Annotated in this window: 5 protein-coding genes; 3 read left to right on the plus strand and 2 right to left on the minus strand. The window is 54.5% G+C overall.

Features of this window, described 5'->3' with window-relative positions; genetic code table 11:
• Position 1: 1 nt before the first annotated feature.
• Complete coding sequence (locus tag FEAC_RS04520) at positions 2-2,653, minus strand: glycosyltransferase family 2 protein (RefSeq protein ID WP_052565578.1); 2,652 nt, start codon at positions 2,651-2,653, stop codon at positions 2-4.
• Positions 2,650-5,025 (minus strand): glycosyltransferase family 2 protein, encoded by a 2,376-nt coding sequence (locus FEAC_RS04525; RefSeq protein WP_035392535.1) that lies wholly within the window; start codon positions 5,023-5,025, stop codon positions 2,650-2,652. Before FEAC_RS04525 ends, FEAC_RS04520 begins: the two co-directional genes overlap by 4 nt.
• 905 nt (positions 5,026-5,930) lie before the next feature.
• Between FEAC_RS04525 and ltrA the strand changes: the two genes are divergently transcribed.
• From ltrA to FEAC_RS04545, 3 genes are all read left to right on the plus strand, one after another.
• On the plus strand, positions 5,931-7,400 hold the full coding sequence (ltrA, locus tag FEAC_RS04535) for a group II intron reverse transcriptase/maturase (RefSeq protein ID WP_035392538.1): 1,470 nt from the start codon (positions 5,931-5,933) through the stop codon (positions 7,398-7,400).
• A gap of 527 nt (positions 7,401-7,927) precedes the next feature.
• Complete coding sequence (locus FEAC_RS04540) at positions 7,928-11,623, plus strand: glycosyltransferase family 2 protein (RefSeq protein ID WP_152623080.1); 3,696 nt, start codon at positions 7,928-7,930, stop codon at positions 11,621-11,623.
• A gap of 189 nt (positions 11,624-11,812) precedes the next feature.
• The gene (locus FEAC_RS04545) at positions 11,813-14,152 is read left to right on the plus strand and encodes a glycosyltransferase (protein WP_035392542.1); all 2,340 of its coding nucleotides are present in this window, start codon (positions 11,813-11,815) and stop codon (positions 14,150-14,152) included.
• Positions 14,153-14,723 lie beyond the last annotated feature (571 nt).

The following is a 14,723-nucleotide window of genomic DNA, read 5'->3' on the forward strand; positions in this document are numbered from 1 at the left end:
CTCAAACTCTTCGTTCTCGCAGAAGGATGGGGCGACACGATGAGCCCGGGTTGGCAGGAGTTTCGATTCGGGCTCGTAGCGTCGTCGGCTGATAGCCAGGCGAGTCGACTCCCAAGAGCGGCAACGCAAGACACGCGAGGAATATCGGGACTTGGTTGGGATTGGTGATCGATATCGGGATCAGTTCTGTGGGCGAGCTGTTGACATCGACTGATGCTGCATACGATCGCCGTCGCGCGGGGATTGTTACTTCGCATGGCTTGGATCCACCAACCTCGATTGACAGCACCCCGGTGACGTTATGCGGGTTGTCCACGAATATGCTGATCCGCTCGGTCGTTTTGATCGCCTGAGGCAACTGGATATTTGTCGAGAATGTGTCTCCCGGGCCTAGCTCTATCAGCGATTCTATCAGCGACTCATGGGGAGTAGGCAGCAGATATTGGCTTCCCTCGGGTAGCCACGGGCGTTGGGCGTGTCGTGTTTTCGCCGGCAAAAAGGCCTGACTCATCAGTTGACTGAAGTTAGGCGAATAGAAGGGATCAGCCTCGACGAGTGGGGCATGAAGGTGATATAGCCAGGAAGATTCGAGATCTTCCCGCAACAGCTGGCCTCTCGCCCGACTTCTTCCTCTTGAACGCGATTCATGATGGTAGAGAAGAACGCTTGGGATGAGGAGGTTACGTTTGCCGGCCTCCAGAAGGCGGAGACAGAAATCGACGTCGTTAAAGCTGATTGCGAGTCGGGGGTCGAAGCCGTGGAGTTGGATGAAGTCGCTGTGTTTGACCATCATGACCGCTCCAGTGACGGCCGAATAGTTGCCATAAGTCAGGTTTCTACTGCCTTTGCCAGCAGAGGCGAATGGAACCCCGATGTTGGCGTGATTTGCCACCCCACCTAGTCCCATGACGACTCCCGCGTGTTGCACCTGTGCGTTGGAATAGATGAGCTTGGCTCCCACCGCTCCGATCTCCTCCCTCTCGGCGAGAGCCGATAGCTGGTCGAGCCAATCCGGGGTGATGACCTGGGTGTCATCATTCAAGAACAGAAGCAAGTCGCCGGTTGCCTGCAGCGCTGCGAAGTTCATCATGGTGGCGAAGTTGAAGTCTACATCGTAGGCAATCACCCGATAGCGCTTCCTTAGCTCTTCCAGGTAGGCCAACATGTTTGGTTCGCTACTCTGATTTTCTACCACTATCAACTCGTAATCTTCGCAGTTTGCGGACTCTATGGAGTGGACGAGATTTGACAAGTCTGCAAAGTTGTTCTTGGTCGGTACGATGATACTCACGAGGTGTTGCTGGGTGGGCATCAGGTGGGGTACGAGAAAGACTCTTCCCTCTCTCGGCCTTTCTAGATGGGAGACCTTGTAGCCGCTGCGTTCAAGATGTTCCGACAGGAGTCGCTCCTGGACTTCATAGACGTAGGGCTTGGCTTCGTATCCTGAGGCTACCGACTCCTGATGGACTCGCCAGTGGTAGAGAACCCAAGGAATGTGTATGACTTCGCTATAGTCAAGAGAAGCCGTCGCTCGCAGAATCATCTCCCAATCCTGAGAACCTTCGTATCCGGTTCGCAACCCTCCGATGGTGAGAAAGAGCTGGCGTTCGATAATGGTGAGGTGGTTGAAGTAGTTCATGCTCAACAGCATCTCTGGAGCGAAGTCTGGCTTGAAAAAGACTTCGCGAAGACCTCCATCGTCGAAGACTTTGTCCTCGTCACTGTAGAAAAGCTTCCCGTGGGGATTCTGGTTCAGGTAGGCTACGAACCATGCGAGTGCGTCGGGAGTGAGCTCATCGTCTTGATCCATGAACGCTAGAAAGTCGCCGGTGGCATGGTTGGCTGCATTTGTGGTGGCAACGGATATGTTGCCGTGTTCGCTGAGCCTTACGATCTTGATCCGCTGGTCTGATGCTGCGATTGTCGACAGCGCCATGTCGTGTTCTGAACTCTGAGGACCATCGATGGAGAGGATGAGCTCGAAGGCTGTATAGAGCTGAGCGATAACCGATTTGATAGCCAATTGCAGGTACTTCAGGTTGGGGTGATAGATGGGCATGATGATGCTGATCTTCGGCTTCGTTGCAAGGTTCGTCAGGTACTCCGAGATGAGCTGCTGTTCACTCTTGGGAAGCTGTCCATTGTACTCTCGCCAAGACCTATAGGCTACGTCGGCAGGGTTCTCCGAGCTTGTGCGAGAGGATCGTTGTTTACTCTTGCTGGTTGCTTGCGCCCGGTCAAAGAGAGCATCTATCTCTTGTGAGTGTGCTCCTCGCTGAACATAGCGTACTGGCTGGCTTGGCAGCGCCGAAGAAGGACCATAGTGGTACTCGATGAAGATCTGGTTTCCAGGCTGTATCAGCGCGTCAGGCAACACCAGGGTAATGCTCGCCTTGGCGGTGTTGAGTCGAAATGGCTGTCCAATGCCTTCGCCGAATGTCTCTAGCTGTTCACAATCGTGGATAACACAGGGGAGCGATGTTCTTGCCCGCCAGGAGTATATTGGCAGGCCAGACTGTAGAACGACTATGTTCTGAAGATAGAGGAGATCCTGATCGCCACCTGAGGCGATGAGCTCGATAGCTTCTGAGCTGGAGAGATCGAGTTGCAAGCTGGCATGATCGCCACTAGGTTGAGGGTCGAGCTGAATCAATGACTTCTCTTTCTGGATAGTGTTTTAGCTTGCATGCCCAAGGTGTCGACCAAAAAGTCCGCCTTTCTGGCGGTATGAATACGTAACAGTTGGGTTGCCGAAAGCTCGTAGGCCTCAAGAGCTATATCTTGAGCTGAGGTGTTGATCACCTCGAGGTTCCCGGTTCCGTCGAGTTCGATTGCGATCGGACTGAATTGAGTCGCACTTGTTGGGAATGAATGGTTTACAACTGCCTTTCCGTTGACCAGTCGGATGCTGGGTAGGCCGTCGCTCGTCTGCAGCCAAAGGGTAACTTGAGCGTATGACACCGTGGTAGGTAGGTGAACCACGATGCGACCGCCTGGAGAAAGCACGATTGGATTCGTTGGCAGCGATCGATCAGGAGCGTAAAACGGATACTCTTCGATCACCTGACCATCCTGCCAGGGTTCATAAACCCTTGGCCGGGTTGGTGCGCAACTTGTGTTGGTAGTGATGAGATTTTGGTTATAGTAGCGATCTCGTGCCAGCTGCGGTCGCCATCTACTCCAGAAGGTGATGAGCTCCTCCCCATCTGGAGGTGGAGATTGATCGCGTTCGGACGCAATCCGCATAAGCCGAGCGGTTGGGGTGTAGCCGATCGCCTCTCCCGCGGCACCGAGCTTTAGACAGAGATCAAGGTCGCGCAAGAGTCCACCAAAATATTCGTCCATCCCGCCGACAGCAAGGTAGATCTCCCTGTTGATCAGCACAGCCTCAGTCGTGACGGCACTGACTTGCTGAGCGACGGTGAGGCGTTCTCGATGCCCGGTAGCAGTCTCTGGTTCGCCATAGTAGCGAGGCGCCGCCTCTCCTTCGACTCCGAGCATGAGTCCGGCCTGGTAGATCTTGCGATCCGAAGAAAGAAGGAGCGGTGAGGCGATAGCCAGACCCATGCCATCGGCGATACCTACGAGTTCGCTAAGCCATGACGGATCCTCTGCTAGAACGAAGTCGCCAATGATGTAGATGTACTTCGTGGTGAGCTTGCTAGCGATGTCGTTATAGGTCGCTGCGAGGCTAGTGTTCATCTTCCGTTCGACTACGGTAGCTATTCCTTTGGACTCAACCGATGCAAGATATGATCGGAGCTCGGGACTCGAATCTGGTCCGTTGATAATGACCAGATCGGAACAGAAACGCTTGATGAGTGGATGATCGAGGTTAGCAACATTCTTGGCGGAGGCGGAGAGGATGATCGCTACCCTCGAGGAGGGATCGGGCTTGAAATGGAGGAGTTTGAAGGCCGCGTCGTTCGCAGGTTCTGCGAGAGCCTTTAGAGATCGCCTGGCGAGCGCGTCTGCAACTACCTTGCGCCCAGATTCATAGATATCGTTCTCTATTCCAAGGGCCATGAGAATGGTATCATCCGCTATCGACCAGTGATAGAGGATTTTTGGTATATGCACCACATCAGACTGGGAGATGCTCTCTGTCGCCCGCAATGCAAGATCCCAGTCTTGAGCTCCGTCGACTCCTAGTCGTAATCCACCCAGGTTTACGAGGAGGTTGCGCCTGATGGTAAGCAGTCGAGTGAGATAGTTTTGTCCGAGCAGCAACAGCGGATCGAAGTCGGGCTTGAAGTAAGGATCAAACCGTTCTTTACTGTTGGTTTTGTCCTCGTCGGAGTAGAGGAGTTCCACCTCTGGGTTATTCACAACGGCTGCAACGATCCATGCCAGTGCGTCGGGGGTCAGTCGGTCACCCTGATCGAGGAAGCAGACATACTCGCCTTTGGCGAGCGCAATCGCATCGTTACTAGCGACTGCGATGCCACCGCTCTTTTCGCGGCGCAGGAAGTCGAGACGGGATTCTTGGCGTGAAAGATGGGCCAAATAGCCGTCTAAATCGTGATCATCGGAATGATCATCAACTATGCAGAGTTGCCAGTTGGGGTAGATCTGGTTCGTCACCGATCTGATCGTCTCCCGAAGGATGGGTAGGTCTGGTTGGTAGAGCGGCATCACGATAGATATCAGCGGCTGATAGGGAAGTTGGTTGATATATGACCGGACACTATGCTCGTCGACCGAGTCAAGGTATGTACTGGCCCAGCCTTCGAACGATCCTGTGGAACCCGTTGCGACATCGAGTAGCCAGCGTATAGGTACTTGCTGCAGCTGTCGTGACCGAGCTGTGACACGGTGAAATTGTCGTATTGCGGTATCGAGAGGGGATAATGATGCCCTCTTGAGCTTCGCAGTGAGAGCCAGGAGTTCTGGTGGGAGATCGACGGACCTTTGGGTGTGGTCGCGATCGGTCGCTGGCGCATCACCGTTGGACGACTGTCGATTGGCGGAGAGCTCACCAGCAGATGCCAACGAAAGTATTTCCCCGGCCCAATAGTCTCTCACTGCGACTCCATTTCCTTTAAGGATTCATTTCAGCATACGTCGCCATTGACCGATATCCTGAAACTGCCAACGATATCTTCTAAGCTCGCCTGTTTTGAGTGCGAGTAGCGAATCCATGCAACGAAGTTGTCATCGCGTGGAGAAACCCAATTACACGCTAACCCCTCAGGGTCGCCATTGATTCTTTAGTTGTCTGGCTCACTAGAGTGCGAAGCAGGGAGATTCTGGTGGCCGTGGATGAATTTAGGTGCAACCGGTTTGCGATACCCTCTTCGTCCTGAAGTGCGGCCCTTGCCTATCACCTCTATGGGGCAATCGCCTATGAACTCTCTACCAAGTCAGATACCAGACGTCCCTCGACGATTCTAGAACGCTTAGCTACGCATATGAGAGCCACCGTCACCCTGACAGACGGGGAACGAAAGGTTCATCACCTACGAGTCTCTACTACTCCAGATCCGGATCAACGCCAGATCTTTGACTCCCTCGGAATTAGTGACCCCTTACCCAGACGAGCCAAGGTAGTAGCCAGTTTGTAGGAGCGCCGGGATAAACCGGCATGGAGGAGGAGATGAAAGAGCTCTACATCGAAGGTCTAGCGAACCACGATGACCCCGAGTCATGCGTCGGCGTCCGCGAGGGCGCAGGCGAAGCGTTGACAGGGGCACGTACAGGCCGGGCTATTGAGCCGCGAAATCCGGGAGATCGGGGCGCCGACGCTGTCTACATAAGTGGAAGGCAACACCACCAGCAGCGCTATCGCGAGTTGTTGGTGGGCCCCGCGCGGTCAGAGAACCATGGCATGTACGGAACCTCCATGCGCGAGAACCGGGAGATCCCGCACTTGCCCGGCTGGCTGATCACCAGACGGGCCGCTCAGGGAAGACCAAGGTCGTACGCCTGAGATGAACGAGCGCGGGAAGTCAGACAACCCCATATTACCTACGAAGCTGTCGAACAAAACCGGGGGACCGGTTGCGGAGGTGGTGGAGGGAAGGGGGTTGGCCAAGGGGAACACGACCAACCTAACACGCCCCGGACGCAGTGCCGGGCAAGGTGTGTCAAACGGGCTGGATCGTGTGCGCGAAGTAGCAAGAAAGGACAAGGATGCAAAGTTCACAGCACTGCTGCACCACATCGACCTTGACCGCCTGAAGGCCGCCTATTTGGCGATCAACCCGAAGGCTGCACCGGGAATCGATAAGGTGACATGGCACTCCTACGAAGAGAATCTGAGGCAGAACCTCGAAGATCTTCTTCAAAGAGTCCACAGCGGTGCCTACCGGGCAAGCCCCTCGCGGAGGGTATACATACCAAAACCGGACGGGCGACAACGCCCGCTCGGCATCGCAACGCTGGAGGACAAGATCGTCCAACGGGCGGTGGTGGAGGTATTGAATGCCATCTACGAGGAGGACTTTCTCGGCTTTTCCTATGGGTTCCGGCCAGGGCGCAGCCCGCATCATGCGTTGGATGCACTCAGTGTCGGAATCGAGCGGAAGAAGGTGAACTGGGTGCTCGACGCTGATATCAGCGACTTCTTCTCTACGTTGGATCGGACGTGGTTGAGAAGGTTTCTCGAGCATCGCATTGCGGACAAAAGGATCCTGCGACTCATCGACAAGTGGTTGGCCGCAGGAGTCATCGAGGATGGGAAGTGGTCAGAGACGACCGAAGGATCAGCACAGGGTGCATCGGTTTCACCGCTGCTCGCCAACGTATACCTTCACTATGTCTTTGACCGCTGGGTCCGACAGTGGAGGCAAAGACGCGCACGAGGCGACATGATCGTCTCGCGGTTTGCCGATGACTTCGTGGTCGGGTTCCAGAACCTTGGTGATGCAAGGCAGTTCCTCAGCGACCTTCGTGAACGATTCGCGAAGTTCAACTTGGAACTGCATCCGGACAAGACCCGCCTCATCGAGTTCGGTCGCTTTGCGGCTCAGAACCGCAAGGAGCGGGGCCTCAAAAAGCCAGAGACCTTTGACTTCCTGGGATTCACCCACATCTGTGGAAAGACCAGGGACGGGCGTTTCTGGCTCCGGCGCGTCACCATCGCAAAGCGGATGCGAACGAAGTTGAAGCAGGTAAAGACCGAGCTTCGACGACGCCGACATCGGTCCATCCCCGAGCAGGGGCAATGGCTGGCGAGCGTATTGAGGGGTCACCTCAACTACTACGCAGTGCCAGGCAACATAGACGCGGTATCGGCCTTTCGCGACCAGGTGAGACGACTCTGGCGAGAGACGCTTCGGCGCCGAAGCCAGCGCAGCCGGATGCCCTGGGAGCGCTTCAGCCGGATCGACGAACGGTGGTTGCCCCCTGCCCGCATTGTGCATCCCCACCCGAGCCTGCGCTTTGCCGCCAGGACCTAAGGCAGGAGCCCATTGCGGTAGTCCCGCACGATGGGATCTGTCCGGGGGGCCGCCCGCAAGGGCGGTCCCTACCGGGATTGCCCTATCCACTGGGACTAAGCCGCTGAGCTTGGAGTTGTTGGGTTGGAGTCGAAAGTTGGGCCAGAGCTCTTGAGGTTCGCTCTTGGTTTCTGTCGTCAAGTGCCAGGCATGTGGGATCTATCTTGCCCGATGATCAATGGCTCAACTTGGCAAACCTACGAATCGCGACCTTGCCATCAATCCGATAGACTGTCTGTAATAGAATAGTCGGTGCTGAGTTACGATTCGCGATCGTGTCCACGTAGATACCGTATCTGTTTACGTCAATAACTGCTGCGTGAAGACGATAACCCACTAGCCCCTACCAATCCTGCGGAGACATGTATATATTTTCGACTCGACCGAGACAGGAACATCCTGCTCGAGGCTCAATTGTGCTATGAAGTCGGGCTAACCTGTGGAGAATTTCGTACTAACCTGTGGGTTCTGAACATGGGGAAGTTGCATTGGGTATAAGAAGCTACGATGGTTATACACACTTCGGGAGATTTCGTTTTGATGCCCCGGAGTGCCCGAGGAGGCCGATCCATCGCTCTTCAAAGGTGCTCGTGTTTGACGTTGGCGATCCTGTCGTAGAGTATCTAGTCGAGAGGCTCAATTGTGAGGTCGACAAGGTACATCCTCCTATCGATGGGTCCCCCGAAGGCTTGGACTTAGATGCACTGGCGGTCACCCGAGCGGGCACACGCGAGGACCGGACGGTTGCCCTCGGCGTGCATGACCGACACTTTTATGATGTCGTTGTATGGGTCGAGACAGCCGCTGATCGGCTACCTTCTGCGACGCTGCTTCGTGGCATCGGGGATCTCCTCTCGATCGGTGGCCATGCCCTGTTTGTGATACCGATGCCAGCTGATGGTGTCGAATATCTGAAGCTACGCATGCCGAGCGAGCTGGTGTCCGAGAATGGTTCAGAGGTTACCCTCGGAACTAGCTGGGACAATGAGGGGCTGTCGACCTTCAAAATCGCCGGCTACGACACGACCGTCGTCGGTGTGTTTCCTGATGAGGTCTTAGATGTTGTCGATCGACGCCATGCGTCATCGGATGAGCTACTCGGACTGCTACTCGAACGCGGTTCTGCTGCCTCTACCAACTCCCGTACAGTCGTTGTCGAGGCGCATAAGCTAGCTGACTATTCTGATTCGGAGTCAGGACCCAAGATGGTCAGCAGCGATGCAGACGAGGTCGTCCTGCAGTGGCGCGAGATCTCTGGAGACTACGACGATTCTCACAGTGTGCGAGTAGCTTTACCGTTTTCTTTGGCGGCACACGAGCTTTCGGTGAAGCTCCCGCCAAGTGTGCATGGACAACGGCTGCGCATTTTTCTTCCTCGAGCCTTGGGGTCCACGTCGTTTTCAGACATCCGATTGCTGGAGGAACAAGAGATTCTCTGGCAGTATGAACCCACGGTTGGGGTAGATCTGGATGTGAGCTCAGGAGGGACGTACGTCGTCAACAGAACTGATGGGATCTCGTGTCTAACCTATGAGAGCTCGGCTTGGTTTGAGCCCTCGTTTGTTCTCCCCGCACATACCGCAGACTCTCGGCTCGAATTGAGCGTGCGCCACTCCAAGGACGGTTGGTCTAGAGGCAATAAGAGACCTTATGCCGTTGAATTGCGGGAACTCGCGGCCGAGGATGGTGTTCGGCTCGCGATGAAGGACCTAGCTACTGAGACGCAGATGTTGCGCGCACGTGTGCGCTATCTTGAGCGGAGAGTATCTGAGGCCGCAAAGGTCGAGCGAGAGAACGAGGAACTCCTCGAGAGGCTTCAAGAGCTCTACAAACGAGAGTCTGAAATCTATAGCTCGAGGTCATGGCGGGTTACCGCCCCGCTCAGACTTGCATCACAGATTCGTCGCAGGTCGGCGTTTAGCGTTACCCAGGACCCGGCCACCCGAAGCGATGACCTTGATGACGGGGAGCCGGTCGTAGACGGGACCCTATCGTCGAGGACTTGGGACAGTTCAGACCCTCATGAGTATGCCGATTGGATCACCACCACGACCCAACTCGAGCTTACGGAGAGGGGCGTAATCAGTGGATACGTGGCGAGTCATAATGTGAGCGGTTGTATCACCATGATCTTTCCCGTACCTGCTCAACCATCGATGGCATCGGTCCGTCATTCACTGGATGCGATGTTAAACCAGATCTATGAGAACTGGGAGACCATCGTTGTAGTCGACCACGATTGTGACCCAGAAGTTCGTGATGCGATCGATGGCTACGCCGATGAAGACCACCGGCTTGTGGTAGTCTCCGGCGAAGCGATGGCGCCGTATGCGTCTCTATTGAACCTCGGCGTTGATGCATCGAGGGGGTCCTTCGTCGGCTATCTGCGGCCGGGGGATATTTTACCTCCATACTCGTTGGCTTGGTACGCAAGTGAAGTCAGTGCTCATCCGGGTACCGCCATCATCTATTGCGACCACGACTACCTTATGAGCCCCTACGGTCGGCAAGATCCTCAGTTGAAACCTGATTGGAATCCAGAACTCCTGTTGAGTACTAACTATATTTCTCGATCGATGCTGGTCTCACGTGAACTTCTGGAGAGCGTTGGGCGTTTTGGGTTGGATTATGAGTACGCTCCGGAGTGGGACTTACTCCTCCGGGTGTCTAGAACCCTTGAACCTGATCAGATCCGGCACATTCCGGCCATACTCCATCACATGGATCCACCATGCTCTGTTCTTGACCAATCCATGAAGGCGGAAGCTCGTCGAGTTCAGGAGCAATTCCTGTCCGGCGAAGGCTCGCCTTACCAGCTGGTTGAGTATCCTCTAGCCGATGTTTACCTCCCAGTCTTTGAGGTACGCGGAAGGCCAAAGGTCTCGATTATCATTCCGACAAGAGACAGTCTTGAGGATCTTCGTACCTGTATCGCTAGTGTTCGATCGACCGCATATGACAACTACGAGATCGTCGTGGTCAACAACCAGAGCTCTGATCCACAGGCTCTAGAGTATTTGCGGACACTATCGTCAACGCCGGGCTTTCGGGTGATCGATTACCCGTTCCCGTTCTCGTATGCTGATCTGCACAACCACGTCGTTCCGCTGATCGATACCGATTACCTCTGTCTGCTCAACAACGACACCGAGATCATCGATCCAAACTGGCTTGGGGTCATGCTTGGTTTTGCCCAGCGAGACGGCATTGGTGCGGTTGGAGCCAAGCTTCTCTACCCCAATAGACAGGTTCAACACGCTGGAGTAGTCCTCGGCCCCGGTGGTCTCGTGGCACATGTGAACCGTTCACTCGAGGATCACGAGGGTGGTTATATGAACCGCGCTCTTTTGCCCCAGAACTTTAGTGCGGTGACAGCGGCGTGTATGTTGGTCGCTAAAAGTCATTGGGAGCAGGTGGGCGGGATGTCTGCGCGCTTGCCTGTCGCCTACAATGACGTTGATTTTTGTCTCCGGCTAGTAGAAGTTGGTTTACGTAACGTCTATCTGCCCCATGTGAAGGTGATTCACCATGAGTCGAAGTCGAGAGGGGTCGACCTCACATTCGGCCAGCAGTATCGTTCCATGCGAGAGAGTGGCTACCTCCAGTGGCGCTGGGGGCATCTGCTCAAGCAAGATCCTGCCTACAACACGAGCCTCTCACTCTTTGATGAACATTGCCGTCTTGGTGAGCGACGCACGAATCCGCCGTGGAGTACCAGGTTTGCATGGATACGCCTCCCTGATGGTTTCAATAACGCGAGCGATCAGTATGAGTATGTGCTGCCGAATCAGGAGATCCATTTTACGTGCGTACTGCCAAAGCGCTTCACTGGTTCAGTCGGCGCGTTACGTTTTGGGGTCGAAAACGTAGTTGGGACGACAGATGGGCTTGCGGTGCTTCGTGTGAAGCTCAATGGAGAGGAGGCGATTAGCGTGCAACCGCTCGATGACCTCGCCAAGGGAACAACGCTTACCTTCGAGTTTGATAGCAAGCAGTTGATCTTCATCTCCTCGGGTGGCATCTTGGAATGCACGTTCACACTCGCAAAAGCTACCTTTCCGGTTGGACTGCCGGTTTACCCCTCAAGCGAGGACTGGTCGCATCACCTGGATGGATTGTCGGCACATGCGTTGCACGTGGAGCTCGGATATCTAGAGGCTGTCGATGTAGCAGTGCTGCCATAGGTGGTCCTAACGTGTGTGGCCGATCTGAATGTGTGATTGCCGTCTGGTTATGGAGGCATTTAGCAATATGAGCTCACTTCAGATTCCTGGAGATTCCTCCTCGAACTAGAGTTGTATCGAAGATGCGAGTAGCAAGGCATCGCTAGCGCTGCTAGATATGCGTTCCTCGATGGACATTTGGAGAAGACATTGAAACCGACCAATGCTGCGGCTGTTCTCATCGCTGACAAGCTTCATCTTTTTCGGACATCTCGCAGTTTTGTCTTTGCAGAGCGAATAAGCCAGCTCACCGGCATGCGTGACAGGGCGTTACTGAAGGAGATCGCCGAATTGGATCAGATGCTTGCAGATCCAAACAAGCTCGCCGTATGGGCGGCAAGTAACGGCAATGCGAGATTGCGAGATCTCCTTGACGAGCTGGCGTCTTCGAAGATATATCTGATTGCTCGATCTAGCTCCCAGATCACCAATGCGTTGAAGTTACAGTTGGCGGAGCCCACCGCGTACTCTGAGCTCGCCCTCCTGCTTCGGCGATCATTGGAACCTGAGCCGATCCCGTTTTGGGATGACAATCTAGAGATGGCGTTGAGAGCCAATCCCTATCTTGGCACTGAACAGCCTTCCGTGGATGTTATCGTACCCGTGTACGGAACCTGGGCTTATCTCAACACTGCGATCATCGCCTTGGCGAGAACTGTAGAGGTGACATTTAACCTGATTCTTGTAGACGATAGGTCTCCGGAACCAGTACCTACCTGGCTCGAACACATTCCTGGGGTCACTGTGTTGAGGAGGGAGGCGAATGGGGGTTTCGCTGAGGCCTGTAACACTGGGGCACGCCATGCGAGAGCTCCAAGGTTGCTGCTGTTGAATATGGACGTACAGGTTCAGCCGGACACAGTTCAACATCTGATGAACCGTCTGGATTCGTCGGTTGATATCGGGATCGTAGGCGGCAAACTTTGTTATCCGAATGGGATGCTCCAAGAGGCTGGAGGGCTTGTCGACGCGGGGGGTGTGGTGGCAAACCTCGGTTACCAACAGGATCCATGGCACCCAGACTTTAACTTTGTCCGTCAGGTCGATTATGTCTCTGGCGCTCTACTCATGACGAGAACGGAGCTCTATCACGAGTTGGGTGGGCTCTCGACAGAATTCGGAAGCGGCTATTTTGAGGACACGGATCTTTGCATGCGTGTTCGTCAATTGGGTCACCGCGTTCTCTATGAACCCCGAGCTCAAGCCATGCATGCGGGTGGAGGATCGTTCTCCGAGGAGAACAAAGCAACACTGATGTCGCAAAATTCTGCACTTTTCTTTCGCAAATGGGAAAGCGAACTGAAACTATCGCCAAGATTGCGAAGTCAACGCCGATCGACACGTCCTCGGGTCTTGGTTGTCGATTCAACCGTTCCTGTTCCCAATCGAGATTCGGGCAGTACGGATACCTTCATGCTTATCCGCGCCCTTCGAGAACTAGATGTCGATGTTGCGATGTATCCGATCGAGAGTTCTGAGCTCGATGGCGTGGGGGCACAAGAACTCCAAGGGTTGGGAGTAGAGGTTCTCTATCACCCATATGTTGATAGTCCCGCTAGCGCTATCAAATGCATCGAGCCAGTTGATTGCATTTTTCTTTTGCGATATCCTGCAGGTGGTAGGCATATCGATGCTTTCCGTCAAGCGGCACCACAGGCAAAGATTATCTTTCTTCCTGTCGACCTTCATTATCTTCGGCAGTCGAGAGGATTGTCGCTTGGGCTTTTGAACATCAGCGACAAGGATGTGCTTGATATGCGTTCTAGGGAACTAGGAGCTGCAGAGAGTGCGGATGAAGTATGGGTTTTGGGCGAGAATGAGGCGAATGTGTTACATGCTGAACTGCCCAACCAAAAGATCCGGATTGTGCCCTTCTTCCGGAGTCCACCTACCGCATCGGCTGCGGTTTTGAGTTTCGATGGAAGGGCCGACATTGGCTTCATCGGGAACTTCGAACATCCGCCCAACGTGGACGCCGTCAGTTGGTTTATCGAGACGATATGGCGAGAAATACTTGCGGAGGAACCTGATCTCAAGTTGGTAATCGCAGGCTCCAACATCTCTCGTGCCCCGAGGGATATATGGTGCCAGGTGGATAACGTCGAGGTGGTTGGCTGGGTGCCCTCTGAATATGATTTCCTCAAGACCAAGCTTCTGTCGATCGCGCCACTTCGTTTTGGAGCTGGCATCAAAGGTAAGGTGGCGAGCAGCTTATTAGTTGGCACCCCTTGCGTAGGTACCAGAGTGGCGTTCGAGGGTATGAATCTCAGCGATGATCAGGTCATAGTCGCAGATGACCCGGAAGAGACGGTGGCAGCGGTGCTCGGGATCTTGCGGAATCGTGAGCGTTGGTCTCAACTCTCAAAGAACGGCTTCGAGCGCTCTCGGGCTCTCTGGTCGTATTCGGCAGGTCACGAGCGGCTCAGGGCCATCTTGAACGAGATGAAGCTTCTTCCGGCGACGGGGGTCGACGGCAGCGAGGCCCACTAAGAATACTGTTGGAGCTGACGGCGTCCACCTTGCTGTTAACGCCCGTACAGTAGGGCATCTATGCTGCGGAATAGGTGTATAGCAACCAGATGGCGCTCCCCGCCAACGAGCAGATAGCTGGAGATTATGATCGAGGTGTCGTGTAACTCCCTGTCGTCTACGGAGGCGACACCCTTGTGAGCTGGCATGCGACCTTCGGTTCAGAACTGCAGGCAAAAGCCGGTTAAAGTTATGATAATGCTCTCGCTGGAAGAGCTTGTACAAGACGGAGTTGATTCATGCCATCGCTATCTCCGGCGATTAGATCGCTGTCGATTGGCAGACGGAACAAGTGGATGAACTGGACCTCTTCATGGGATCTCGTCTACTACGTTCATGACCTCATGAGAAGTGGTTGCACTCCTCGATTCGAATGATGTCGCCAGTCGAATACGAAGCTCTCCACCATACCCCGAGGAAGTCTGGCAACCACTTGATGACAGGTAACCGGGTCTCCGAAAAACCAAGGCTGGTTTAGAGTCGATATCCTGCTAAATTTCGCGACTGCAACAGATAGCACCAGCCCTCAGCG

This window comes from Ferrimicrobium acidiphilum DSM 19497 (assembly GCF_000949255.1).
Classification (GTDB): Bacteria; Actinomycetota; Acidimicrobiia; order Acidimicrobiales; family Acidimicrobiaceae; genus Ferrimicrobium; species Ferrimicrobium acidiphilum.

What these genes read in the sequence shown, in the direction of transcription:
- ltrA (WP_035392538.1), top strand. Translation starts at nt 5,931, where the DNA reads ATGAACGAGCGCGGGAAGTCAGACAACCCCATATTACCTACGAAGCTG.